The following is a 25,878-nucleotide window of genomic DNA, read 5'->3' as shown; positions in this document are numbered from 1 at the left end:
ATCCGGAATTGGCGCACCAGCGCTTGTCGTCATAATCGGACGGTCTGTCATGATCATACCTAAAAATGTAAATTACTACTAAGTTTTCAATAAATAAAAGTGCTATTAAATTATCAGTATACTGACGAAAGTAATGATGTTTAAAAATATGTCTCAATCAAGGCGTATTAAATTTTCTAAATATGATTTATTTAGTCATAATACTTTAAATTTTAAGATAAATATTTTATAAATTAGTTATTTTTCATTTACTTCACAATTTATGTTTGCTTAATGAAATTTGTTAATGTGGTATTTTAAATGATATAAATTACAATGTGATTTATATATCATCGTAATTTGATAATGGGTGTAGTTTAAAGCGATGATTTGAATATAATTATGCTTTTGCATGCGAGGAAAATAAAAAAAAGGCCGTAACATCTTTAATGATGTTACGGCTTTCAACTTCTTATTTTAATAGTACCTCTTCCGAGGTCAACTTGCCGCTTTTCGCGATGCACTCTAAATATAGAGGCGTGGTTTGATTGCCAGCCCTCGTCTACGGAGAAGTGGACTATTCGGCTGCGAAAACGATGTCTTCTGCGGTAGCTGTAACCGTGATCTTCATGCCAGCCTCTTCAGCAAGCAGCAGCGTGTAATATGGCTGCACGGAATGCGCGTCAATTGGTTCTTCTGGTTCTGCACCCGAATGCAGTTCGAGGAATTTTGGTGGTACACGCAGCATCCGGCCCTTGGCAGTGATGACAAAGCGCGGGTCGGTATCACCGTTTTCAAGACGTACAGCCAGTGAGCCGCCACGCGGAATGGCACCATTGCTGATAAGCAGCAGGTTCAACAGAAGCTTGACCTTGTTCTTTGGCAGCAGAACACGTGCACCTTCCCAGGTGAGTTCCGGCTTTTCATTGGCAAAATATTGTGTGGCGACGTGCTGGGCATCGCCCGTATCGATCTGAACACCGGCGGAACCGGCAGCGCCAAAGGCAATACGAGCAAATTGCAGACGAGCTGAAGCATTGCGTGCGCTTGATTTGATAAGCGCCATTGCGTCCTCATCTGCGCCGCCTTCCTCCAGCAGTTCAAGACCATTGTTGATGGCGCCGACCGGTGAAATGATGTCATGGCAGATGCGGCTGCACAAAAGTGCACCAAGATCGAGCGCAGACAGGGTGAGGGGCAATGGCATGGTGTTTTCTCCAGGCGCGAACTGGCTCTGCAAATCGACCTGAATGTCGAATGACGGGCCGCAATCAGTTGATGCTTCAAAATCCCAACGAATCACCGTCGGGAACCTTGGAATCTGGATACACGCGACGCCCGATTGTCGCAAGAAAGCTGTTTTTTGCCGCCATTCTAAAGTCTATTTCACGGCATAAAGATTTAGACAACAATTTCGCGGTTAGAATGAGCACGATTCGGCAAAACACTCGCAAGAAGTGCTGTTAGAGCGCCATACGTCCAATTGGACGCATAAAGGACGCTCTCACATGTTTAATCAACGCATTGTGCTTTCCAAAAATCATTATCGATTTTTGGGCCAACGCTATAAGCTTTTAACAGGGCGTCAGACAGAGAAGCTGGTAGGCAAAAGGAATTACAAATGGCCATACCGTCCCTGTCGCAGATCAGGTTCCGCAACGCGGCGTATAGTTTAGCGTTTTTAGCGGCTTTTCTGATCTCAATCATCGCCGTGCCGCATCATGCGCAGGCACAGAGTAGCAATACTTACACGGCCGAGGAAATGGTCGAATCAGGACACAGGTTCTTTGGTTCGACGTCTGGCGGCATTGCCAGCGCTGTTGAAAAAGCATTTCAGAGCTTTGGTTTGCCCAACGGATATATTCTGGGTGAAGAGGGTTCAGGTGCTTTCATCGGCGGTCTTACCTATGGTGAAGGCACGCTTTACACCAAGAATGCTGGTGATCACCGAACATTCTGGCAAGGGCCTTCGCTCGGCTGGGATTTCGGCGGGCAGGGCTCGCGCGTCATGATGCTTGTCTATAATCTTGATGACATCCAGAGCCTCTATGGTCGTTATGCCGGTGTTGCAGGTTCTGCTTATGTCATCGCAGGTGTGGGTTTCAACGTGCTCAAGCGTGAGAATATCATGCTTGTCCCAATCCGCACGGGTGTTGGCGCAAGGCTCGGTGTGAATATCGGCTATCTCAAGCTAACATCGGCGCCGACCTGGAACCCGTTCTAATTTTTAATGTGAAAAAGCCGTGATTCAATCTGCGCTTATTTTCATTCTTGGCGTTCTTGCGGCGGTTTTCGTCGTGGTTCTGCTTGGCCCTTCGATCTGGCGCCGTGCATTTTTTCTTGCGCGGCGGCAGATTCATGCCGAGCTTCCGATAACGCTTACCGAAATCAGAGCTGAGCGTGACGGATTGCGTGCTGAACATGCCGTTAGCTATAGCAAGCTTGAACAGAAGTTGCGTCTGGAGCGTGAAAAGTCGTTAGAGCAGCTCATCACGATTGGCAAGCAACACGACGAACTCAAGCGGTTTGCAGCGCTCGCAGGCGATATTGCAGCACTTCGAGAAAAGCTTGCGGAACGGGAAATGGCCGTAAAAGACACGATCATCCAACGCGACAATGCTGCGGAGAAGGCCGAAATTGTCGAGGCCGAAGTGGAGCGCCTTCAAAAACATCTTTCATCTCTTGAAAATCTGTCGGATACGCTGCGCATTGAGATGGGAGCCAAAGAGGCTGATCAGAGTCGTTTGATGAATGAAATGAGCGAAATGCGTCGGGAACGGAAAGATGCATCTGCGCGCTATAATGAGGTTTCCACGCAATTGACCGCAGCACAGACTGAACTGAAAAGTGAAAAGCGCCGTAATGGGGAATTGCAGCAGAAGCTCGACAAATTGATTTCTGAATTTTCCGATGCGCAGGAACGGCTTGAACGCCATATGCGTACAGGTTCCAATTCAAACGCGGAACCTGCTTTATCTTCAGATATTGCGAAAGAAAATGCCGTCCTTCGTGAGGAAATGGCGGCTTTGGCGGCACGCATGGTTGCGACGACTGCCAAAAAAGAAGGTGAAAGCTCACCGATCCACGCATTGGTAGAAAAGGGTGGGGACGAAAAAGCTGATCCTGAAAAGGTTGATAGTTCTCGTCCAAAGAGTCTCGCCAAGCGGATTCGCGAGCTGCGTTAAAAAAACCGATCTGATTGCATAAGCTTATTGATTCTCTCTGCTCCAATAAGATTATGCTCTAATCAACCTTCAGCCAGAACGTCCGACCAATCAGTGTGGCGCTTGAACTGCGTCACCATGAAACTGCAACGTGGGACGATCTTCCAGCCGGTCTTACGGGCATCTTCAACCGCATATAATGCCAGCGCCTGCGCAATGCCTTTGCCGCGCATCGAATCGGGCACGAATGTGTGGTCGATGGAAATCAGCTTAAGCCCCAATTTTGTATAGGTCATTTCGGCTTCATCACCATCAATAGTGAGAAAGTAGCGACCGTAATCATCTTCGTCGCTTTTCGTGATTTCGATATTTTTGGTCATGGGTTTGATCCCCTTAAAGCAGCGTGACTCCTATTCATATAGTCGGAATTGATCAAAGAAAAACCCCGGCCAGTTAAACCGGCCGGGGCTTGATTTGCGTTTCTGCCAATTCCGAAGAAAACGGCAGACTATTAGTGTCTGTATTGCTGGATCCGTGTGGTCCTTAGACCGGCGAGACCATGCTCATCGATCGAGGACTGCCAGCCCAGAAATTCCTCCACCGTCAATGTATAACGCTGGCATGCTTCCTCAAGGCTGAGAAGCCCACCGCGAACAGCGGCGACAACTTCAGCCTTTCGGCGAATGACCCAGCGCCTCGTTGAGGCGGGGGGGAGGTCTGCAATGGTCAGCGGGCTGCCATCGGGACCAATAACATATTTTATACGCGGTCTTGTCAGATCGGTCATTGTACTCTCTACACAACACTCAAGGACCTAATCGAGTTTGAGACTAACGCCACAGCTTTAAGAATTACCTAAACACGTGGTAACTATCTGGTAACACTTGCAAAAAAATGCCACATTTCGAGTGGAAATCATAAAAAAGTCAGGTTCGTCTGTAATTTTATTGAATATCTCACGCAGAATTGTGATCTTGACGTCTCAAAATATGCGTTGTTTTTGCTGCGACATCTTGGCAAGAACCCATTGTGTGACCTATATAGGGCGCAAATTAGAACTTTGAGAAGCAGGGCCGATGCCCGGAAGCTGGAATCAATCATGAGCCTGAACAGCCTCGATCTGCCGGGAAAGCCGGAAGACACGCGCGTTGTCGTCGCCATGTCGGGTGGCGTCGATTCTTCTGTTGTGGCTGGGATTCTCAAACGTGAAGGCTATGATGTTGTTGGCGTAACGCTGCAGCTTTACGATCATGGCGCGGCAGTGCATCGCGCTGGTTCATGCTGTGCAGGTCAGGACATTGAAGATGCCCGCCGCGTTTCTGAAAGCCTAGGCATTCCACATTATGTATTGGATTACGAACAGCGTTTTCGTGAAGCTGTTATCGATCCATTTGCAAACTCCTATGTGAGCGGTGAAACGCCGATTCCGTGCGTTTCCTGCAATCAGACGGTAAAATTTGCTGATCTTTTGCAGACAGCGCGTGAGTTAGGCGCAGATGCGCTGGCAACCGGACATTATATCCGAAGTAGTCTGAATGGTGATCATCGCGCGATGTTCCGTCCGGTCGACTCTGATCGCGATCAGAGTTACTTTTTGTTTGCGACCACGCAAGATCAGGTTGACTATCTGCGATTCCCGCTTGGGCACCTGCCAAAAGCACAGGTTCGCGAAATCGCTGAAGAAATGGGGCTGACGGTTGCCAAGAAGCAGGACAGTCAGGACATTTGTTTTGTACCGCAGGGCAAATATTCCGACATTATTTCCAAGCTGAAGCCAGAAGCAGCGACACCGGGTGATATTGTCCACATCGATGGGCGCGTGCTGGGTCGTCATGAGGGTATCGTTCATTATACCGTTGGCCAGCGCCGCGGTATCGGTGTTGCAACTGGTGAGCCGCTTTATGTGGTGCATCTTGATGCTGCCAATACGCGTGTGATTGTCGGCCCGCGTGAGGCGCTTGAAACGCATAAGGTATTTTTGCGTGATGTGAACTGGCTTGGTGATGTTGCGCTGGATTCGTTGCCGGACGGTGGCCTCGAAGTGTTTGCTAAGGTTCGTTCAACGCGTCCTCCGCGGCCTGCTGTGCTTCATCATAAGGACGGCAAGACTTGGGTTGAACTTGTTGATGGCGAGAGCGGCATCGCACCGGGACAGGCTTGTGTTCTCTATTCGGATGAGAGCAATACGGCGCGCGTATTCGGCGGCGGGTTTATTGGTCGCTCTGAGCGCGAGCCACAAGCTGAGGCCATGTTGCGTCGTCTGGTTGCGAATGCCGGTAATGTTTCAGCGGCTTAAGTGAGATAGTTCTCTATGAATTAAAAGCCTCCGAAAAATATCGGAGGCTTTTTGTGTTAGTTAGCTGAATTTACTGAAACGGGAGAGCGCAATCCCCGAAGCTGTTGCCACGTTGAGGCTGTCAAAGCTCGTGGACATCGGAATGCGAGCGCCCGTTAGCCGGTCAAGCAAATGTGCTGGAAGGCCTTCGCCTTCAGTGCCCAGCAGCAGCGCCTGACGTTTATGCTGCGGTGCTTGATAAATATTCATTTCAGAAGATGGGCTGAGCGCCAAAATCTCAAATTGAGCCACTTGTAATGTTTCTACGATCATCTCGATGGATGCGCCGTGGAAATAGGGCACTTTAAGCGTGGCTCCGACCGAAACGCGGATGGCTTTTCGGTAAAGCGGATCGCAACAGGTTTCATCCATCAGGACGCAATCCGCCTCGAAGGCTGCGGCATTGCGAAAGATCGATCCGACATTATCGTGATTTGAAATGCCGCATAAGACAACCACAAGGGCTTCGTCCGGCAAGCGATCAATCATTTCAACAATGCTTAGCTGTGGTTTGCGACGTCCGACGCCTAAAATTCCGCGATGGACATGAAAGCCTGCCACTTCATCCATGACGGATTGTGGGACGGAATAGACTTCGACACCAGTTGGTAATTGATCGAGCTGTTCGCCTAGGCCGTTCAGGCGATTTTCCAGAACAAGCAGCGATTCCGTTTCAAAGCGCGCGGTTTCTGAGAAAAGAACATTGAGGACAACTTTGCCCTCAGCAATAAAACGCTGATGGCGACCGGTCAGGTCTTTTTCACGTATGTTTTTATAAGGCAACAGGCGCAGATCGTTGGAATCTGAGATTTCAACGACAAAGTCGTGCGATCCGGTTTTTGTTTCCTTCATCGCACGACTTATGCCTCATGGGATGTGTTTTACTGGTGAACCACCGCCGCCATTTCACGTCGACGCGGAGCTGGACTCATATACAGACTTGAAAGTGTAGACAACATCAGTTCGATATGCGGAGACGAAACAATGTAATAGATCGTCTGAGCATCACGTCGCGTCGATACGAGATTAAGAGCCCGTAGCTTGGCGAGATGTTGCGAAAGTGCGGATTGGCTAAGATCAATAGCTTTCGCCAAAGCGCCAACAGACATTTCATTATGCAAAAGCTTGCATAGAATGAGTAGTCTTTTGTTGTTAGCAAGTGCCGATAAAAAATCAGCGACCTGATCTGCATTGTCAATTAAATCAATAAAATTATTATCAGTAGTCATTCGCGGTCATACCCCCGTAAGACTGCATCAGGTTAAAAAATTGCCCGCCAAATAATTATATGGCCGACAATTTGAAACTAATACTATATGGATAAATTGAAAAGCCCTTGCTTATATTCATCGACATAAAAGGCTTGCCATGTGTCCCAAAACTGTTGGGTTTTTGTTTCAGACTCCACCTTTTAGGTAATTGGTAAGCGCTTCGGAACACATTTCAACAGAATCGCAGGGTGATGGAAAATGCACACGCACGATCTGGTCTCCACTGGCGAGCTCAAAGCCATCAGGATCTAAGCCAGTTATTTTCCAGTTTGGCAAGCTGTCTTTAGTACCAGCCACAGAGGCGCTAATTTCCGCAGCATATTGCTGATTAAACCTATCAATGATTTGTTGTTCGGCAAATCCAACCGTCGCAGATGCAATCCGGGCGCTGATAATATCATCATAGCTGAGAATGAATGCTTTGCCGAAGCCTCCGTTGAGGCTTGCCGTTTCAATCTTCAGATGGAAGAAAGCGAAGTCGCCTAAATCTACGTAAAGTGTACCTTTTGGATTGTGATTGAGATAGCGCCGCCGAATTTGCGGGTATTCTGGCGAATTGCGATCTATTTTTTCTGCTTTGCAATGAAGCGTAATGCGCGCGTGTGCCAGCGGATCGCCTTTGCCAACTTCGCCCAGAAGCAGCGAACATGAAGGATTTGCAATGAGGCTTGGCGTATGTGCAGCGAGACCCGAAATGAGAATGATGGGTGTACCGTTAATGTCGGTCGCAACGGCAACGCGGCTTGCCAGTGGTCTGCCGGATTTGGTGTCGAGAACGGCAAGTGCGCCGTAGCGTGATGTGCGAAGCAAAGTCTTGGCTAAGGTGATAGCCTGTGGTGTCGTTGGGCGTATTGGGTTGACTTCGGACATGGCTACCTCAAATATGACTTTCAGCGTCTAGTATCTATTCGACGACCGTTAAACAATTGGTTTTTGTGAGATATGTAAGCAGCTTGAAAACCACAGTTTGATGTTCTGGCCCGTATCCGGCTTTTCGCGACCTGAGATTAGAACTCCGAAACTGGCTGTTTGTCAGGTATATCAGCGTGGCAAATAATATTATAAATTGGCCGTACTTAGCGCAATTTTCTAAAAGGTCATATGTATTTGAAATGAAAATCTAATTTAATAGATGGAAATCGGTTAAGAATACGACAGGATTCTAAAAATACCGCTTGCATTGTGATCAACCACACGTTTCCATAAAGCACAGATTGTGCGCTTAGGGTGCGCGCAATATTATTTCCGTGGAGGCGGGTACTAAATGAAATTCTATAAAACACTTCTCGCGGCAACGGCAGTTGTCGCTCTGATGAGCGGCGCAGCCTCGGCAAAGACTTTTGTCTATTGTTCGCCAGCGTCGCCTGAGGGCTTTGATCCCGCAGCTTATACCGGTGGTGACACGTTCGATGCGTCGGCACATCCGGTTTATAACCGCCTTGCAGAATTCGAAAACGGCACAACGGAAGTTGTACCGGGCCTTGCAGAAAGCTGGACCGTTTCGGACGACGGTAAAGAATACACTTTCAAGCTTCGCACAGGCGTCAAGTTCCATTCGAGCGACAATTTCACGCCAACCCGTGATTTCAACGCGGATGACGTGATCCTTTCCTTCGACCGTATGGGCAACAAGGAAAATCCTTGGCACGAATACACGGCCGGCGTGACCTACGAATATTTCGATTCGATGGAAATGGGTTCGCTGATCAAGGAAATTCAGAAGATCGATGACAACACGGTCAAGTTCGTTCTGAACCGTCCGGAAGCTGCCTTCCTAGCGAATATCGCGATGCCTTTTGCGTCGATCATCTCCAAGGAATACACTGACAAGCTAGCTGCAGACGGCAAGCAGTCAGACCTCAATCAGTTCCCGGTTGGCACTGGTCCTTTCCAGTTCATCGCCTACCAGAAAGACGCTGTCGTTCGCTTCAAGGCGAATGAAAACTATTGGGGTGGCAAGCCAAAGATCGACGATCTGGTTTTCGCAATCACCACTGATCCAGCCGTTCGCGCGCAGAAGCTGAAGGCCGGTGAATGCCACCTGATGTCCTATCCTGCACCAGCAGACATTAAGGGTCTTCAGGATGATTCGAACCTTAAGGTCGATGAGCAGGCCGGTCTGAACGTTGCTTACTTCGCTTACAACACGATGGTTGCTCCATTCGACAAGCCGGAAGTGCGCAAAGCGCTCAATCAGGCTGTGAACAAGCAGGCTATCGTTGATGCGGTTTATCAGGGTCAGGGACAGGTCGCAAAGAACCCGATTCCACCGACAATGTGGAGCTACAACGACAAGATCGAGGACGACAAATACGATCCAGAAGCAGCTAAGGCAGCTCTTGAAGCCGCTGGCGTCAAGGATTTGAGCATGAAGCTGTGGGCGATGCCTGTCAGCCGTCCTTATATGCCAAATGCTCGTCGTACTGCTGAACTGATGCAGTCTGATCTTGCCAAGGTTGGCGTTAAGGCTGAAATCGTGTCGATGGAATGGGGTGAATACCTCAAGAAGTCTGGTGAAAAGGACCGTGACGGCGCAGTTATCCTCGGCTGGACCGGCGATAATGGTGATCCGGACAACTTCCTCGGAACCCTGCTTGGTTGCGCAGGCGTTGGTTCGAACAACCGCGCGCAGTGGTGCTATCAGCCATTTGAAGACCTGATCCAGAAGGCTAAGGTTTCGACCAGCCATGACGAACGCGTGAAGCTTTATGAAGAAGCACAGGTGATCTTCAAGGAGCAGGCTCCGTGGAACACTATTGCTCACTCGACTGTTTTCGTGCCTATGTCTGCAAAGGTTTCAGGCTTCAAACAGAGCCCACTGGGTGATTATCGCTTCGAAGAAGTTGATATCGCCGAGTAAAATCTGACAACACCAGCGGCCGGGTGTGGAGGTTTCCTCCGCGCCCGGTCGGAGTTTTTGTATGTTTCGTTTCATCTTGAACAAGCTTCTCTATCTGGTGCCGACCTTTATCGGTATCACGATTGTGGCTTTTGCCTTCGTCCGCGTCCTGCCGGGCGACCCTGTGCTTTTGATGGCAGGTGAGCGCGGCGTAAGCCCCGAGCGCCATGCGCAGCTCTTGGCTCAGCTCGGATTTGATCGCCCCTTATGGGAGCAATATATCAATTATGTGTGGAATCTTCTGCACGGTGATTTCGGCCAATCTCTTGTGACGAAAAAGCCGGTGCTGGCAGAGTTTTTCACTCTGTTTCCGGCAACGATTGAACTTGCTACCTGTGCGATTATCGTTGCGGTTTGTCTGGGTATTCCTGCGGGTGTCTTTGCAGCTGTTAAGCGCGGCTCATGGTTCGATCAGGGACTGATGGGTATTTCGCTCGTTGGTTATTCAATGCCAATCTTCTGGTGGGCTTTGCTGCTCATCATTTTTTTCTCGGGCATGTTGCAATGGACGCCGGTCTCAGGCCGCATTTCGTTGCTTTACTATTTCCCGAACGTCACCGGGTTCATGTTGATCGACAGTTTTTTGTCCGGTCAGAAGGGTGCCTTCACCTCAGCGGCGTCTCATCTGGTTCTTCCCACTATCGTGCTTGCAACGATCCCGCTTGCGGTCATCGCGCGTCAGACACGTTCGGCGATGCTTGAAGTGCTGGGTGAAGATTACGTCCGTACTGCACGTGCAAAAGGCCTGCCGGTTCGCCGCGTTATTGGTCTGCATGCGCTGCGCAACGCGATGATCCCGGTTATCACGACAATCGGCCTGCAAGTTGGTGTGCTGATGGCGGGTGCGATCCTGACTGAAACCATCTTCTCATGGCCCGGTATTGGCAAATGGATGCTCGATTCCATTTCGCGTCGCGACTATCCGGTTGTCCAGAGTGGCTTGCTGATCATTGCGTTCATTATCATGATCGTAAACCTGATCGTCGATCTGCTTTACGGCTTGATTAACCCGCGTATCCGGCACAAGTGAGGGTATCATGACACACTCAGCAATTCAGCCGGAAGCTGTAAACGAAGTCGGGAAACTCCGGGCTTTGAAAGATTTCTGGTTCTATTTCAGCGTCAATCGCGGCGCTGTCATCGGTCTTTTCGTATTTCTGGCGTTGGTAATTGTCGCGATTCTCGCGCAGTTCATCGCTCCCCATAATCCATCGGAACAGTTCCGCGATTTCCTGCTCACACCACCTTTCTGGGAAGATGGCGGCACAACCCAATTCCTGCTTGGTACGGATGCAGTCGGTCGCGATATGCTGTCCCGCCTGATTTATGGTGCGCAATATTCGCTGCTGGTTGGTTTTGTCATCGTCATTATTTCGATGTGCCTTGGCATCACGATTGGTCTTATATCCGGTTATTTTGGCGGCGGTGTCGATACGGTTTTCATGCGTATTATGGACGTCATTCTGGCGTTCCCTTCGTTGCTGTTGGCACTGGTGCTGGTGGCAATTCTCGGACCTGGCCTGATCAACGCGGTTCTTGCGATTACGCTCGTTCTGCTGCCGCATTTCTCGCGCCTCACGCGTGCAGCGGTGATGGCTGAAAAGGAACGCGAATATGTGACCGCAGCCAAACTTGCCGGTGCAAGTAAGCTGCGTCTGATGTTCAAGACCATTTTGCCAAACTGCCTTGCGCCACTGGTTGTTCAGGCGACCATGTCGTTCTCCAACGCCATCTTGGACGTTGCAGCACTTGGCTTCCTCGGCATGGGTGCGCAGCCGCCGACACCAGAATGGGGCACGATGCTTGCAGAAGCGCGTGAGTTCATCATGCGTGCATGGTGGGTTGTCACTTTCCCGGGTCTGGCTATTCTGATCACTGTTCTTGCGATCAATCTGGTCGGCGATGGTCTGCGCGATGCGCTCGATCCGAAACTGAAGAGGAGCTGATCGATGGCTTTGCTTGATATCAAGAACCTCACGGTTTCGTTCGATACCTCAACTGGTCCATTCAAGGCCGTTGATGGCATCGATATTACGGTCGACAAGGGCGAAGTTCTGGCAATTGTCGGCGAATCGGGCTCCGGCAAGTCTGTCGGTATGCTGGCAGTGATGGGCCTTCTGCCCAAGACTGCAACAGTGACCGCCGACAGTATGATGTTTGACGGCAAGGACTTGCAGGCTATGTCTGACAAGGAACGCCGCCAGATTATCGGACGCGATATTTCGATGATCTTTCAGGAGCCGGTTGCAAGCCTTAATCCGTGTTTCACGGTCGGCTATCAGCTTGAAGAGGTTCTAAAGCGCCATTTGGGGCTTAAGGGTTCTGCAAGCCGTGCGCGTGCGATTGAGTTACTTGAACTGGTTGGTATCCGCGATGCGGCCGAACGGCTGTCGAGCTTCCCGCATCAGATGTCGGGCGGTCAGTGTCAGCGCGTGATGATTGCGATTGCGATTGCTTGTAATCCAACGCTGCTGATTGCCGATGAGCCAACAACCGCGCTTGACGTGACGATCCAGAAGCAGATCCTTGATCTGCTGATGCGTCTTCAGATTGAACACGGCATGGGCCTTATCATGATTACCCATGATATGGGCGTTGTAGCGGAAACCGCTGATCGCGTGATCGTGCAGTATAAGGGGCACAAGATGGAAGACTCCGACGTGTTGTCGTTGTTTTCTGCGCCAAAGCACCCATATACGCGTGCGCTTCTTTCAGCACTGCCGGAAAATGCGACTGGCGATCGTCTGCCGACGGTTTCCGATTTCGTCTTTTCAAGTAATGGCGCAGGAGAAGCGTGATGAGCGAGATCGTTCTCGAAGCGCGCGACATCAAGCGCGATTACCATGTTGGCGGCGGTCTTTTTGGCAAGCCGAAAGTCGTTCACGCTGTCAAAGGCGTGAGCTTCAAGCTCGAAAAAGGCAAGACGCTGGCAATTGTGGGCGAATCGGGTTGCGGCAAGTCAACACTTGCCCGCATTCTGACGATGATCGACCCACAGACCTCCGGCGAACTGTTAATCGCTGGCGAGGATGTGAACATCGCCCGTGATGGTCTGACAGCAGACATGCGCCAGAAGGTGCAGATCGTGTTCCAGAACCCTTATGGCTCGCTAAATCCGCGCCAGAAGATTGGTGATGTGCTGGCTGAGCCTTTGCTGCTTAATACCAAGATGTCAGCCAAAGAGCGCCGCGAAAGAGCGATGGAAATGCTGCTCAAGGTTGGTCTTGGCAAGGAGCATTTCAATCGCTATCCGCATATGTTCTCAGGTGGTCAGCGTCAGCGTATCGCTATTGCACGCGCATTGATGCTCAATCCGAAGCTGCTCATTCTTGATGAGCCGGTTTCGGCGCTTGATCTTTCGGTTCAGGCACAGGTGCTTAATATTCTTTCGGATTTGCAGGAAGAATTTGGCCTGACCTACGTTTTCATCAGCCACGATCTTTCGGTCGTGCGTTACATCGCTGATGAAGTGATGGTGATGTATTATGGTGAAGTGGTTGAATACGGCCCGCGTGAACAGGTTTTCAGTAACCCGCAGCACGACTACACCAAGAAGCTTTTTGCTGCGACCCCGCGTGCAGATGTCGATGCAATTCGTGCGCGTGTTGAAGCGCGTGCGGCTGCTCGTCAGGCCGTACAAGCTTAAAGTCTTGGTTTGAATGAGAGCGCCGCTCTGATTGTATCAGATCGGCGCTCCAATCATTTGTTTTAACGCGTATCTTGTCCAAAAGCCGTTTCACACTTTTTGGGATGCGCTCTAAAAAACGCCGCCCTTTGAAGTGGGGTTTTTGTTGATCAGTTTGATCCGCGCTGTTGGTGCCAGGCGAGCGCCCGCACAATATCGTCGGCGGCAATTTTGCCAATAATCGCGCCGTTTTCCACAATCCCCACATCGCCGCCGCTCTCTGCTACAGCGCTCATCAGCTCGCGGATCAGCGTGTCGCGTCGAGTCGTCGCTGCAAAGGGGCGGGGTGCTGCATTGCGATCAAATGGGGTCATGATGTCGCCCGCGCGCAAGACGCCGAGCGGATTCATATGGGCAACAAAATCTGCAACATATTGATTGGCGGGTTGCAAGAGGATTTCCTGCGGCGTTCCGCACTGGATAATGCGTCCACCCTCCAGAATAGCAATCCGATTGCCGATCTTCATCGCTTCATCCAGATCGTGGCTAACAAAGACGATGGTTCTTTTAAGCCGTGACTGAAACGCCAGAAGCTCATCCTGTAAGCGGGTTCTGATAAGTGGATCAAGCGCTGAAAAAGGCTCATCCATGAGCAGGATTGGTGCGCCGGTGGCAAAGGCGCGAGCGAGGCCGACGCGCTGTTGCATGCCACCAGAGAGCTCGCTCACCTTGCGCTTGGCCCAATCTTGCAGACCCACCAGCTCAAGCTGTTGACGTGCCTGCGTAAGTCGCTCTTCCTTCCGCATACCGGAAATTTCCAGCCCAAAGGCAACATTTTCTTCAACCGTTCGCCATGGCAGCAGGCCAAATTGCTGAAATACCATAGAAACGAGTTCGGTGCGCAGATGCCGCAAAGTTCCGCGATCTGCTTTGCCAACATCAATGGTTCGCTCGCCATCGCGTACGAGAACGCGTCCGCGTGAAATCGGATTAAGGCGGTTAATGGCACGCAAAAGGGTAGATTTTCCTGAACCGGAAAGTCCCATCAGGACCAGAATTTCGCCTTCCTGAATATTGAGCGAGCAGTCATGCACACCGAGAACCAGATCGGTTTCGGCCTGAATTTCCGAGCGCGAAGCACCGCGATCAGCTAAGTCCAGAGCGTTATCGACCTTGTTGCCGAAAATGATGCTCACGTCTTCTACAGAAATGATCGTCATAGCCGTATCTCTTTTATTTTTAGCGCATAATCCCGAAAAGTTATGCAATTTTTCGGGATTATGCTCCTACTTGTCGCGTGAAGCGCGGAAGATGCGGTCAAGCACGATGGCGACCACGACGATGACAAAGCCCGACTCAAAGCCGAGTGATGTATTGACCGAATTGAGCGCCCGAACCACGGGTACGCCAAGTCCGTCTGCACCCACAAGCGCTGCAATCACCACCATGGAGAGCGAAAGCATGATTGTCTGTGTCAGGCCTGCCAGAATTTGCGGCATTGCGTAGGGCAACTCGATTTTCCAGAGAAGCTGACGACGGGATGCACCAAATGCTTCACCGGCTTCGATCAGCGATGACGGTGTTGATGAGATGCCAAGATGTGTCAATCGTACCGGCGCAGGCAGCACAAAGATAGCTGTTGCCAGTAGCCCGGGCACCATGCCGATGCCGAAGAAGACGATTGCCGGAATGAGATAGACGAAGGTTGGCAGCGTTTGCATCAGGTCGAGAATGGGACGCATGACAGCATAGAGCTTGGGGCGATGTGCTGAGGCAATACCGAGCGGAACGCCGATAGCCATGCAAAGAAAGCAGGCCGAAAGCACGAGCGTCAGCGTTTTGAGCGTCGCGTCCCAGTAGCCCTGATTGATGATGAACAAAAAGCCAATGATGGTGAGCAGCACGACGGCGATCCGGCGCTGGATGAACCAGGCAATGGCTGCAAAAATAACAATCAGAACAAGTGGGTGTGGGAGCTGCAGCAGATACAGCAAACCGTCGATGAGCCACTGCATAACGGCAGCCAGGCCATCGAAAAAACCGCCCATGTTGTCTGTAAGCCAATCGACAACCGATTTGGCGGTCGGTCCAATTGGAATTTTATAGTCCGTCAGCCAGTTCAACGATCATGTCTCCTGCTGCGTGCTTTTTCTGTTTATTTATTTGTAGCAAAAATATCAGGCCGCAGTCATCTGCGGCCTGATGCCTTATAAATTAAAGACCCAGCTCTGACTTAACGGCTGGCAGTCCTTCTTTGCCATCAAGAGTGGTGACACCGTCGAGCCACTTGTCGAGAACGGCAGGGTTGGCCTTGAGCCAAGCGGTTGCGGCCTTGGCTGGTTCTTCACCATCGTCAAGAATCTTGCCCATGATCTCGTTTTCCATTTCAAGCTGGAATTCGAGATTGGTGAGGAATTTGCCGACATTCGGGCATTCCTGCGCATAGCCTGCGCGGACATTGGTTTCGACAGTCGCTCCACCAAGGTTTGGGCCGAAGAAATCGTCGCCGCCGGTCAGATAAGCGATTTCAAAGCGCTTGTTCATCGGATGCGGCTCCCATGCGAGGAACACAATTGGCTGCTTGCCACGAACGTTTTTGCCAACCTGCGCCAGCATGCCCTGTTCGGACGATTCAGCCAGTTCAAATGACTTCAGTCCAAAAGCATCCTTGCTGATCATGTCGAGGATCAGGCGGTTTCCGTCATTGCCCGGCTCAATGCCGTAAATTTTGCCGCCGAGCTTATCTTTGAAAGCGGCGATGTCTTTGAAGTCTTTGAGGCCTTCGTCGTAAGCATATTTTGGTACGGCGAGCGTATATTTTGCGCCTGTCAGATTGGTGCGAAGTGTCTCGACGCTCTTGTCATCGAGATAAGGCTTAAGATCGGCGGTCATGGACGGGTTCCAGTAACCGAGGAAAACATCAATGTCTTTCTTGCTCAGCGACGCATAGGTCACCGGCACGGAAAGAACCTTGATGTCGGTCTTGTAGCCGAGGCCCTTGAGGATTTCGGTGGCGACAGCCGTGGTCGAGGTGATGTCGGTCCAGCCAACATCGGAGAAGCGGACCGTGGAGCAGCTATCAGGCTCGGCAGCATTGGCCGCTGCGGGAATCGCGAAAATTGCTGTCGTGAGCGCGAGCGCACTCAATGTACATTTGAGCGAAGGCGTCGAAATCGGCTTCATTTTTCTCTCCATTAACCGGTCCGCTTTAACGGTTGATTGTTTTTCCGGTTCCAGCTTTTAGCAAACACCAAAGATTTCGCCGATCAAGTACCAATGCGGCGAAAATATATCTGATTGCGACCTTGAGGGGTGTTGTACTCGTTTTTCTGGACCGTCAGGCAAAAGATTCTGCATATAAGGCGTGTTGGGACCCAAGCAGTGCGAAGTAGCGCCATGTTACCCACAGGCGGCAGCGTTTCAACCCTTGCCAGCTGAAAACCTTCGATAATCTCTCTGAGTTGCGGGTCAATGGTTGTCGAAAAGCCAGCCACACTCTATTTGAAGAGGATAAAACTCGTCAGCGCATGCTGGCCGGTGTTTGGCGGCATTTTTAGGCCGCCATCGCGGTAGGGTAAAAGTGTCAGAGAGCCTGTAATTGCAGGCAACAGGAAGGACTTGATACAGTGTGGAATGCAGTTCGGGGCGTTTTCTCCTTCCTTGGCCGTTTTATTGCGGCACTGGCACGATTGATCGCAGTGCCGCTTGGCGCATTGTGGCGACTTTTTCTCACATTGGGAAATTTGTGGAAAGTTGCCGTTGCGGTGTTCGTGATCGGGTTTGGGGGGCTTTATGTCTACTTTATCTGGCAAACGCAGGTCTGGACAAACTTCAATCCTGACTACCCGGCCAGGTATAGCTATCAGGATGCCGTCACGCCGGGTGAAGTCGTTCAGACGAAGCCTGCGTCGATCGCTTCAACACCTGCGCCGACTGAAAACAGCGCAAATGGTACAGACACCACACCTGCAACGGGAAATAGCGAAACAACACCACAATCTGAAACGCCAGCGCAGCAGAAGCCAGTGCAAGCAGCACAGATACCCACAACTGCGCGCAAATGTTCGCCTTCAGCAATTGCCGAAGTGGCTGCTGATCTCACCGATTTCAATGTCAATCAGAACGCTTGGATTTCGTCCATGCTGCTCTACAAGCTTGGTTTCTTTGGCGTTGATTGGGATCGCACGCCGTTCCTTGATAACAAAGCTTCGTTCCAGCGCGGTATCAATGCAGCGGTGCGCCGGACTTCCATTGAACTCGTCGATAATATTGGTCGTCTGCGCGGCACATCGCAGATTGATGGAGATTTGCAAAAAGCGCGTGGCAATCTCCAGTTTACAGAAGATGCATGGTATTTCGGCCTGAGCCCATTTGGCCCCAAGTCGCCAACACCGACCTATTATCGTTCTGCAATCAAGGAACTGCGTTCTTTCAACACGCGTCTTGAAAACTGTCAGGCCACATTCGATGCACGCGCCGACAATCTGATCCAGTTTGTTGATCGTATTGCGAGCGATCTCGGTTCGACTTCGGCCATCCTCAAGGATCGTGCCGAGAACTATCATAGCGGTTGGTTCGATACGCGGGCTGATGATCGCTTCTGGTTCGCCTATGGCCAGCTTTATGCTTATTATGGTCTGTTGCGTGCCGCGCATTCGGATTTCCGCGGTGTACTGGCAGAAAAGCATTTGGATGGCGTCTGGGATGAAATGGAACGGCAGATGCGCTCTGCACTCGATATGCAGCCATTTATTGTTTCCAATGGAAGCCCGGATGCGTGGTTTACACCATCGCACCTCACCACTATGGGCTTTTATATCCTGCGCGTTCGTTCCAATCTGGTCGACGTGAAGCAGGTTCTGGAGCGTTAATCTGCAATGGAATTGCCAGCACTTTTGCGTCAGGCTGTAGACGCGGCGCTTGAGGGAGTGGCTTTGGCCGATCTCAAGCGTGCGTCTGAGGTTTTGTCAAAGCGCTATCGTGCGGAAACGCGCGATGGACGCCTGCATATTTCCGATGACTTAGCCGCTCAGGCTTATCTTGCGGCGCGTCTGCCTGCGACCTTTGCCGCAGTGCGTGCGAGCCTCGAAAGCGTTGCAGAATTGTGCCCGGATTTTGCGCCAACATCGATGCTTGATGTTGGCTGTGGGCCGGGGACGGCTCTCTGGGCTGCACGCGAATGCTGGCGTGATTTATCGTCCGCAACGATGATTGAGGCAAGCCCGGCAATCCGCGCTGTGGGTAGCAAGCTTGCGGCAAATGTCGGTCTTGAAACTGATTGGCGGGCGGGCGATCTAATCAAGGAACAGCTTGATTTCCCACATGCTGATCTTGTGACCATTGCCTATGTGCTTGATGAATTAGCGCCTCTTGATCGCAAGGCGCTCGTCGAAAAGCTCTGGGCTTCGGCCCAGCATGTGTTTGTGATTGTGGAACCGGGAACACCCGCTGGCTGGCAACGTATCCTCGATGCACGTAAAGCGTTGATTGCGCAGGGTGCCCATATTGCAGCACCCTGCACACATCAGCATCAATGCCCGGTTATTGCGCCCGACTGGTGTCATTTTTCCCGCCGCGTGGCCCGTTCGCGCATTCATCGCCTGACCAAAGATGCAGAAGTGCCATGGGAAGACGAGAAGTTCACCTATCTGGCTGCAACGCGTGATCCATCGCTTGCAGCGTCAGCGCGAGTGATCGCACCAACGCGGGTGGGCGGCGGCAAGGTTTCTATAAAACTTTGCAAGGATGATGGAAGCGCTGAAGAGCGTCTGGTTACAAAGCGTGACGGCGAGCTTTTCCGTTGGGCCCGCCGTGCCGATTGGGGTGACGCTTATTTATGATGCTTGCAGAACCGGCCGCTGCTTAGGGCGCGTGATGAGGAACACTATCGCGGCAGCGGCGAAGCACATGGCACCGGCCAGAATGAGTGCGGGCGTGTAGCTGTCATAGTCGGTTCGGACAAAGCCTGCGAAGGCTGCGGCTGCGGCTGCTCCCACCTGATGACCGGTAAATACCCAGCCAAACACCATGCCAGCTTTTTCGGGGCCAAATTTCTCTGCCGCAAGCTTCACCGTTGGCGGCACAGTCGCAACCCAGTCGAGGCCATAGAAGACGGCAAAGAGTGCCAGTTCGTAAAGGGTGAAATCGGTAAAAGTCAGATAGATCAGTGAAAGCCCACGCAAAGCGTAGAACCAGAACAGCAGCCAGCGATTGTCGTAACGGTCTGTCAGCCAACCCGAAGCAATGGTGCCGATCAGATCGAATGCCCCGATGACCGCCAGAATGCCCGCAGCCCCCACCGGAACGATGCCGAAATCGCCGCAAAGCGCGATCCAGTGGGTTTGGATCAGACCATTGGTGGAAAAGCCGCAGACAAAAAATGTGAGAAAGAGTACCCAGAAGGTGGTTGTTGAAGAGGCTTCACGCAATGTCACCAGAGGTGACAACAGCAGGGCACCAAACTGTTTTTTAGGTTCTGGCGCAGGCATAGGAGCTGTGCGGCCATAAGGCTTCAGGCCAAGATCGGCCGGATTATCGCGCATCAGTATCAATACCAGCACGAGTGCTGCCAAGAGGAATGACACCACAATTATCAGAGATGACCGCCAGCCGATGTTTTGGCTGACGCTAGCGAGAATCGGCATAAAAATAAGCTGACCAGTCGCGTTGCTCGCCGTCATCATCCCAACCACCAAACCGCGCCGTTTTTCAAACCAGCGAGCGGCGACAGTTGCGCCCAGCACCAATGCTGTCATGCCAGTGCCAAGGCCGATGACAACGCCCCACAGGCCAACCATCTGCCATTGCTCAGTCATGAAAATCGAGCCGACGAGGCCCGATGCAATCATGATGAGTGCCGCCATCACAACGCGACGCAGGCCGAACTGGTTCATGAAGGCGGCTGCAAACGGGCCCATCAAGCCGAACAGAACAAGCCGCAAAGCCATGGCAAAGGAAATATTGGCATTAGTCCAGCCGAATTCGCTCTGAAGCGGTTCGATTAATATGCCCGCAGAACCCATTGCTGCTGCCGTCGCCAGCATGGTGAGAAAGGTCACACCAGCGACGACCCATCCATAATGGATGTTTTTGAGTGCTAGAAAGCTGGCGAGGCGGGTTGAGATCATCTTCGGCACTCTCTGTTTCGGCTGGATTTCGACCAGCCACATATTGGAAGACGAAACCGCCCGTTATTTAAAACGAGGGTGGGTTTCGGTCATTGTTTTCAGTCAAAGCGTATTTATTGGCGGCTACAATGCACCAAGAAGCGCCAGCAATTGCTCGACGCCTTTGTTACCAAGTCGCGCTTCGATTTCGGTTTGCGCCTGATCCCACAATGGTCCTCCTAGCGCGACGAGTCTGTGTCCTTCACTGGTGAGGGCCACACTTGTCTCGCGATGGTCATTACTGGAAGCGGGTTCGATCAAACCCATTTTTTGCAGCACCTTTGCATTCCGCCCCATGGTCGAACGGTCCAGCTCGGCAATGCGTGCTAGTTCGGTCAGTGAGATCGCAGTTGCATGTGAGATTTTTCGCAGCAGGCTGAACTGTGCCACGTTGATACCAAGCGGTCCCAATGCTTCATCATAAATGGCTGAAGTTTTTCGGGCTGCTAGACGCAGATCTATGCAAATACAAGAATGAGACATGATGCGGGTATATACCCGCATCATGTCTTTGGCAATATGCCGAAATGAATTTTAAAAATTGTGGCTCGTCCTCAAGAGAAAGAAGACGGAATTAAACTGCGATATGCGATGTTTCCTTGACCTCTTCCATCACTGCGTAGGTGTGGGATTCACGCACGCCGGGTAGTGAAAGCAGTGCTTCTGACAGGAAGCGCCGATAATGGTCCATGTCGGTGACGCGGGCTTTGATTAAATAATCAAACCCGCCAGCGACCATATGGCATTCCAGAATATCGCGATTGCCGCGCGTGAATGTGGAAAATGTTTCAAAGACTTCCGGTGTGGTGCGGTCTAACTTGATTTCAATGAACACCAACATGGAGCGGTCGAGCATCTTGGGCGACAGATGCGCCGAATAGCCGAGAATATACCCTTCACGTGTCAGGCGTTTGACCCGCTCTGCGGTGGCGGTCTGGGAAAGATTGATACGGTCAGCCAGTTCGGTGTTGGTCAGCCGCCCATTTTCCTGAAGCGCGGACAAAATACTTTTGTCCATCACATCGAGATTTTTCATTGTTGTCCCCATTGACCAACCTGCGTGGGTGGCTTCTTTATTTGTTTGCAAATGATTTGCGCACGAAATGAATCCGAATTCCACGTCTGGCGCAAGACCAAATTATTGATGCGGTATTGCAAATTTCTACATTGACGCGATTTGCGAGGGACCATCGTCCTGAAATGAAACATTTGGATGTGAAGGCTAGAAGCTATGGCAATTTATGGTTGTAATAAGAATGCAACTCATGGTAATGTTCATACATACTGAAAATTATATCTTACTTGTAAATTTTGCATTGGGGCGCGCCCGTTTAGACCAGATGAAGGTGCCCGCTACCTTTCGTCTGCATTGCCTTCATTATGGGCAAGGGGAAAATCCGGATTACCTTATTGGGTCCGGATTTTCTTTGCGTGTTCAATTTTGGAGACGTGTAAGTGGTATGCATTTTCCAGTTGCAAGCGATGCAAGGGAAGGCTAACAGTAGCGCCATGAACATTTCGCGCATTGACACAAAAATCTGGTGGTGGGCTCGCTAAAAGCGGCCACGCAGGCGTTTGTGCATTTGCGTTTTAGATAAGGCCGCTGGGATTGTCCGGGCGGCCTTTTTGTTTGGCTGCTTGAATGGTCATCGGTAGGGGAAGCCGAGTTTTAGAAGTGTTCGATAACGAATAACATTTGGGAATTGCCAGTCATGAATGCGAAAATTGCGGATAGCGAGATATTCAGGCACGAAACAGCGGGCGGTATTGTTGTCGAACGCGTGCGCCATTTGACTACTTATAAGGGAGCTATCGAGACTTATATCGATGCGCTCAATGAGCGGCGGGGCGCGGTCTTTTCTTCCAACTACGAATATCCAGGCCGCTATACGCGATGGGACACGGCAATTGTCGATCCGCCAGTCGTGATTACCTCACGCAATCGCCAGATGCGCATTGAAGCGCTGAACAAGCGCGGCACGATCCTGCTGCGTCCGATCCTCAAGACGGTTCAGGCGCTTGCCGAAGTGAAGGTCGATAAGGCCGACGAAGATCGCATTGAGCTAACGATTGCTGAACCCACCGGCACATTCACCGAAGAAGAACGTTCGCGCATGCCATCGGTGTTCACCGTGTTGCGTGCGATTGTGGGCCTTTTCTTCTCCGAGGAAGATGCAAATCTCGGCCTTTACGGTGCGTTTGGCTACGATCTCGCGTTTCAGTTTGATCCGATTGAATATAAGCTCAAACGTCCGGATGATCAGCGCGATCTGGTGTTGTTCATTCCTGATGAAATCTTTGTGGCTGACCACTACTCCGCGCGCGCTTGGGTGGATCGTTATGAGTTTAGCTGTGGCGGCTCGTCGACGCATAATCTTGCCCGGGCAACGCCCGTGCAACAGTTCAAGCCTGCGGAACGTGACCTGCGGCGTGGAGATCATAATCCGGGCGAATATGCCAAGCTGGTTGAACGCGCAAAAGAAAGTTTCAAGCGTGGTGATCTGTTTGAAGTCGTGCCGGGACAGACTTTCTATGAGCGCTGCCATACAGCTCCTTCCGAGATTTTTCGCCGCCTGAAGTCGATCAATCCGTCGCCGTATTCCTTCTTCATCAATCTCGGCGAGAGCGAATATCTGGTGGGCGCTTCGCCGGAAATGTTTGTGCGCGTCAATGGTCGTCGCATCGAAACATGCCCGATTTCGGGCACGATCAAGCGCGGCGATGATGCGATTTCGGATTCTGAGCAGATTCTGAAATTGCTCAATTCCAAGAAAGACGAATCCGAACTGACCATGTGCTCGGACGTGGATCGCAACGACAAGAGCCGTGTTTGCGAACCGGGTTCGGTACGCGTTATCGGTCGTCGTCAGATCGAAATGTATTCGCGTCTGATCCATACGGTCGATCATATTGAAGGCCGATTGCGTGACGGTATGGATGCCTTTGACGGCTTCCTCAGTCATGCATGGGCTGTGACCGTGACCGGCGCGCCAAAGCTCTGGGCTATGCGCTTTCTCGAAGAAAATGAGCGCAGCCCACGCGCATGGTATGGCGGTGCCATCGGCATGATGCATTTCAATGGCGATATGAATACCGGTCTGACCTTGCGCACCATCCGCATCAAGGACGGTGTGGCTGAAATTCGCGCCGGTGCAACACTGCTGTTTGATTCCAATCCGGAAGAAGAAGAGGCAGAAACCGAACTGAAAGCTTCGGCGATGGTTGCAGCTGTGCGCGAAGCCGCGAAGAGTAATCAAGTGGCTGAGGAGCGCGTTGCTGCCAAGGTGGGCGAGGGGATTTCAATCCTGCTGGTCGATCACGAAGATTCCTTCGTGCATACACTCGCCAATTACTTCCGCCAGACGGGTGCTACGGTTTCGACGGTACGTTCGCCGGTCGCCGAAGAGGTGTTTGATCGCATCAATCCTGATCTTGTTGTGTTGTCTCCCGGACCGGGTACGCCGCAGGACTTTGATTGCAAGGCGACAATCGATAAGGCGCGCAAGCGTCAGCTGCCGATCTTCGGCGTCTGTCTTGGGCTTCAGGCACTCGCCGAAGCCTATGGCGGCACGCTTCGCCAGCTGCGCATCCCGATGCATGGCAAGCCGTCGCGTATTCGGGTTTCAAAGCCAGAACGGATTTTTTCGGGTCTTCCGAAGGAAGTGACAGTCGGACGTTATCACTCGATCTTTGCCGATCCTGAGCGTTTGCCGGATGAGTTTCTGGTGACTGCGGAAACCGAAGACGGTGTCATCATGGCTTTCGAACACAAGAAAGAGCCGGTAGCTGCGGTGCAGTTTCATCCCGAATCTATCATGTCGCTCGGCCATAATGCTGGCATGCGCATGATTGAAAATGTCGTGGTGCATTTTGCAGCGAAGCACAAAGCACGTCGCATCAACGCCTGATCGCTTTTTCCACGAACCAAATCTGAAACCGGCTGCAGTCAAAAACTGCGGTCGGTTTTTCATTTATTGCCTTATAAAATCATGGCTTTTTCGATCTGCTCCAGCGAACCATTTGCAACTGTAATGCATTGCATTCGCAAGAGAAAATTAAATGCTGCAAGCCAAAAAACAGAGTTTCGAGATTTAGATTTTATGGGCTATAGAACAGCCATTGAAATGCTGCTCATCGGAGTTATCCGATAAGAATACGCAGTTGGCTTGCAGACTGCACATCGTGCTTTGTGCGTTTATAAGGACGCGCGGCGCTCTAAGCCCGACTCCGATTTTCGGGATAAACTAAAGAATTGAAGGTTCCTCATGGACGCGAATGCAAAGGTTCGGCGGCTTGCCGCTTGGTCAATTCCCGTTGCAATTGGCGTCATGGGCCTCAAATATGTAGCCTATGCGCTGACGGGATCAGTGGCGCTTTACTCTGATGCGCTGGAATCCATCGTTAATGTGATAGCGGCCTTTGGTGCATGGTGGGCCATCAGTGTCAGCCATAAGCCAGCGGATGAAAATCATCCCTTTGGCCACCATAAGGCAGAGTATCTTTCGGCTGTCGTTGAAGGCGTACTGATTACGATTGCAGCGCTCTTGATTGCAAAAGAAGCATGGTCCGCGTTGCAGACACCACATGTGATAGAAGAACCTTGGTTGGGTTTGGCCATCAATACGGGTGCTGCTGTCATCAACTGCTTGTGGGCAATGCTGCTTATTCGTACTGGTCGTAGTGCGCGTTCGCCTGCGTTGGAAGCAGATGGCCAGCATATTATGACCGATGTTTTCACGTCTGTCGGTGTTTTGTTGGGTCTTGTGGGAGCCGTCATTACAGGCTGGGCGATTCTCGATCCGCTACTCGCAATTCTGGTTGCGATCAACATTCTCTGGCAGGGCTGGGGGGTCATCAATAAATCTGTTCAGGGATTGATGGATATTGGTGTCGAACCCGCCGAGGAAATGCGGATTCGCGATGTGATTTCAGCAAATGCCGGTGGCGCGATTGAGGTTCATGATCTCAAGACCCGCATTGCAGGCCGGGTTACTTTCATTGAGTTTCATCTGGTTGTGGCAGCCGATATGAGCGTGGGCGACGCGCATGTTATTTGTGATCGTATAGAAGATGCACTTAAAAAGCAGATCGAAAGCGCGCGCGTTGTGATCCATGTCGAGCCGGAAGAAGAAGCAAAGCTGCCGATTGGTACAAGCTCCGTTCCATTTGCATAGTGAGCATGACGCGCATCTTATCCGAAAACCGCTTCACACTTTTCTGGATGGGCGTGATCGAAATACCGGCTTGCGCGTTTTAAGCCCCGCGTGTAAAAGCTTGTCCATGGTTATGAAGAACGCAACATCTATGGAACATTCGAGCGCCGCTTCAAGCGCGCGCGTGAGCGTTTGCGTTCTAAACTCGCTTCTTACCCTCGGCCTTAGCGGCGATCGCCGGGCTCGTTGAAAGGAGCGTCCGGCGGTCGATGACAGTCCCGCTGAC

The 25,878-nt window shown here is 51.3% G+C and carries 24 protein-coding genes; 12 read left to right on the top strand and 12 right to left on the bottom strand.

Going from position 1 to position 25,878, the window contains the following annotated elements:
• Nucleotides 1-556 precede the first annotated feature (556 nt).
• Complete coding sequence (chpT, locus tag CEV31_RS02360) at nucleotides 557-1,186, bottom strand: histidine phosphotransferase ChpT (protein WP_094505305.1); 630 nt, start codon at nucleotides 1,184-1,186, stop codon at nucleotides 557-559.
• Nucleotides 1,187-1,600: 414 nt separating this feature from the next.
• On the opposite strand from chpT, the gene CEV31_RS02355 reads away from it, so the two are divergent.
• Together CEV31_RS02355 and CEV31_RS02350 are read left to right on the top strand one after the other, a co-directional pair.
• Entirely contained in the window at nucleotides 1,601-2,203 is a 603-nt protein-coding gene (locus tag CEV31_RS02355) for a DUF1134 domain-containing protein (RefSeq protein ID WP_094505282.1), read from the top strand.
• Between the two features lie 43 nt (nucleotides 2,204-2,246).
• Nucleotides 2,247-3,164, top strand: coding sequence for a coiled-coil domain-containing protein (locus tag CEV31_RS02350; protein WP_210190868.1), 918 nt, complete (start codon nucleotides 2,247-2,249; stop codon nucleotides 3,162-3,164).
• A 62-nt stretch (nucleotides 3,165-3,226) separates the two neighbouring features.
• Here CEV31_RS02350 and CEV31_RS02345 read toward each other — a convergent pair whose 3' ends face one another.
• On the bottom strand, nucleotides 3,227-3,523 hold the full coding sequence (locus CEV31_RS02345; RefSeq protein WP_094505280.1) for a GNAT family N-acetyltransferase: 297 nt from the start codon (nucleotides 3,521-3,523) through the stop codon (nucleotides 3,227-3,229).
• A 131-nt stretch (nucleotides 3,524-3,654) separates the two neighbouring features.
• Nucleotides 3,655-3,930 (bottom strand): CtrA inhibitor SciP, encoded by a 276-nt coding sequence (sciP, locus tag CEV31_RS02340; protein ID WP_094505279.1) that lies wholly within the window; start codon nucleotides 3,928-3,930, stop codon nucleotides 3,655-3,657.
• 312 nt (nucleotides 3,931-4,242) lie between these two features.
• Between sciP and mnmA the strand changes: the two genes are divergently transcribed.
• Nucleotides 4,243-5,439, top strand: coding sequence for a tRNA 2-thiouridine(34) synthase MnmA (gene mnmA, locus CEV31_RS02335; protein WP_210190867.1), 1,197 nt, complete (start codon nucleotides 4,243-4,245; stop codon nucleotides 5,437-5,439).
• 60 nt (nucleotides 5,440-5,499) lie between these two features.
• Here the strand turns inward: mnmA and CEV31_RS02330 are convergent, their stop codons facing one another.
• The 3 genes from CEV31_RS02330 to CEV31_RS02320 form a co-directional block, all read right to left on the bottom strand.
• Nucleotides 5,500-6,330, bottom strand: a complete 831-nt coding sequence (locus CEV31_RS02330; protein ID WP_094505278.1) for a TrmH family RNA methyltransferase — start codon at nucleotides 6,328-6,330, stop codon at nucleotides 5,500-5,502.
• Between the two features lie 29 nt (nucleotides 6,331-6,359).
• Complete coding sequence (locus CEV31_RS02325) at nucleotides 6,360-6,707, bottom strand: ArsR/SmtB family transcription factor (RefSeq protein WP_094505277.1); 348 nt, start codon at nucleotides 6,705-6,707, stop codon at nucleotides 6,360-6,362.
• Between the two features lie 168 nt (nucleotides 6,708-6,875).
• Nucleotides 6,876-7,619, bottom strand: coding sequence for a HugZ family pyridoxamine 5'-phosphate oxidase (locus CEV31_RS02320; protein ID WP_094505276.1), 744 nt, complete (start codon nucleotides 7,617-7,619; stop codon nucleotides 6,876-6,878).
• 394 nt (nucleotides 7,620-8,013) lie between these two features.
• On the opposite strand from CEV31_RS02320, the gene CEV31_RS02315 reads away from it, so the two are divergent.
• From CEV31_RS02315 to CEV31_RS02295, 5 genes are all read left to right on the top strand, one after another.
• Nucleotides 8,014-9,609, top strand: coding sequence for an ABC transporter substrate-binding protein (locus tag CEV31_RS02315; RefSeq protein ID WP_094505275.1), 1,596 nt, complete (start codon nucleotides 8,014-8,016; stop codon nucleotides 9,607-9,609).
• Nucleotides 9,610-9,670: 61 nt separating this feature from the next.
• Nucleotides 9,671-10,678 (top strand): ABC transporter permease subunit, encoded by a 1,008-nt coding sequence (locus CEV31_RS02310; protein WP_094505274.1) that lies wholly within the window; start codon nucleotides 9,671-9,673, stop codon nucleotides 10,676-10,678.
• Nucleotides 10,679-10,685: 7 nt separating this feature from the next.
• Nucleotides 10,686-11,594, top strand: coding sequence for an ABC transporter permease subunit (locus CEV31_RS02305; protein WP_094505273.1), 909 nt, complete (start codon nucleotides 10,686-10,688; stop codon nucleotides 11,592-11,594).
• 3 nt (nucleotides 11,595-11,597) lie between these two features.
• Nucleotides 11,598-12,446, top strand: coding sequence for an ABC transporter ATP-binding protein (locus CEV31_RS02300; protein WP_094505272.1), 849 nt, complete (start codon nucleotides 11,598-11,600; stop codon nucleotides 12,444-12,446).
• The gene (locus tag CEV31_RS02295) at nucleotides 12,446-13,294 is read left to right on the top strand and encodes a dipeptide ABC transporter ATP-binding protein (RefSeq protein WP_094505271.1); all 849 of its coding nucleotides are present in this window, start codon (nucleotides 12,446-12,448) and stop codon (nucleotides 13,292-13,294) included. The genes CEV31_RS02300 and CEV31_RS02295 overlap by 1 nt, the downstream gene beginning before the upstream one ends.
• Nucleotides 13,295-13,443: 149 nt before the next feature.
• Here the strand turns inward: CEV31_RS02295 and choV are convergent, their stop codons facing one another.
• The 3 genes from choV to CEV31_RS02280 form a co-directional block, all read right to left on the bottom strand.
• Entirely contained in the window at nucleotides 13,444-14,493 is a 1,050-nt protein-coding gene (gene choV, locus CEV31_RS02290; protein WP_094505270.1) for a choline ABC transporter ATP-binding protein, read from the bottom strand.
• Nucleotides 14,494-14,559: 66 nt separating this feature from the next.
• Nucleotides 14,560-15,396: a choline ABC transporter permease subunit gene (choW, locus tag CEV31_RS02285; protein ID WP_094505269.1), complete on the bottom strand. Its 837-nt coding sequence runs from the start codon at nucleotides 15,394-15,396 to the stop codon at nucleotides 14,560-14,562.
• Nucleotides 15,397-15,487: 91 nt separating this feature from the next.
• Nucleotides 15,488-16,456 (bottom strand): choline ABC transporter substrate-binding protein, encoded by a 969-nt coding sequence (locus CEV31_RS02280; protein WP_094505268.1) that lies wholly within the window; start codon nucleotides 16,454-16,456, stop codon nucleotides 15,488-15,490.
• A gap of 443 nt (nucleotides 16,457-16,899) precedes the next feature.
• Here CEV31_RS02280 and CEV31_RS02275 point away from each other — a divergent pair, with 443 nt between their 5' ends.
• Both CEV31_RS02275 and CEV31_RS02270 read left to right on the top strand, forming a co-directional pair.
• Entirely contained in the window at nucleotides 16,900-18,144 is a 1,245-nt protein-coding gene (locus CEV31_RS02275; RefSeq protein WP_094505267.1) for a DUF2333 family protein, read from the top strand.
• A 6-nt stretch (nucleotides 18,145-18,150) separates the two neighbouring features.
• A complete protein-coding gene (locus CEV31_RS02270) occupies nucleotides 18,151-19,113 on the top strand; it encodes a small ribosomal subunit Rsm22 family protein (RefSeq protein WP_094505266.1) in 963 nt (320 codons plus the stop codon).
• Here the strand turns inward: CEV31_RS02270 and CEV31_RS02265 are convergent.
• The 3 genes from CEV31_RS02265 to CEV31_RS02255 form a co-directional block, all read right to left on the bottom strand.
• The gene (locus CEV31_RS02265) at nucleotides 19,108-20,400 is read right to left on the bottom strand and encodes an MFS transporter (protein WP_094505303.1); all 1,293 of its coding nucleotides are present in this window, start codon (nucleotides 20,398-20,400) and stop codon (nucleotides 19,108-19,110) included. The two genes, CEV31_RS02270 and CEV31_RS02265, sit on opposite strands and share 6 nt — an antisense overlap.
• 123 nt (nucleotides 20,401-20,523) lie before the next feature.
• The gene (locus CEV31_RS02260; protein WP_094505302.1) at nucleotides 20,524-20,922 is read right to left on the bottom strand and encodes a MarR family winged helix-turn-helix transcriptional regulator; all 399 of its coding nucleotides are present in this window, start codon (nucleotides 20,920-20,922) and stop codon (nucleotides 20,524-20,526) included.
• Between the two features lie 91 nt (nucleotides 20,923-21,013).
• The gene (locus tag CEV31_RS02255) at nucleotides 21,014-21,475 is read right to left on the bottom strand and encodes an Lrp/AsnC ligand binding domain-containing protein (RefSeq protein WP_094505301.1); all 462 of its coding nucleotides are present in this window, start codon (nucleotides 21,473-21,475) and stop codon (nucleotides 21,014-21,016) included.
• 676 nt (nucleotides 21,476-22,151) lie between these two features.
• Between CEV31_RS02255 and CEV31_RS02240 the strand changes: the two genes are divergently transcribed.
• Nucleotides 22,152-24,347 (top strand): anthranilate synthase component I, encoded by a 2,196-nt coding sequence (locus CEV31_RS02240; protein WP_094505264.1) that lies wholly within the window; start codon nucleotides 22,152-22,154, stop codon nucleotides 24,345-24,347.
• A 357-nt stretch (nucleotides 24,348-24,704) separates the two neighbouring features.
• The gene (locus tag CEV31_RS02235) at nucleotides 24,705-25,613 is read left to right on the top strand and encodes a cation diffusion facilitator family transporter (protein WP_094505263.1); all 909 of its coding nucleotides are present in this window, start codon (nucleotides 24,705-24,707) and stop codon (nucleotides 25,611-25,613) included.
• The last annotated feature ends 265 nt before the right edge of the window (nucleotides 25,614-25,878 follow it).

The organism is Brucella thiophenivorans, assembly GCF_002252445.1.
Lineage (GTDB): Bacteria > Pseudomonadota > Alphaproteobacteria > Rhizobiales > Rhizobiaceae > Brucella > Brucella thiophenivorans.
This window is presented reverse-complemented; position numbering and strand designations above follow the sequence as displayed.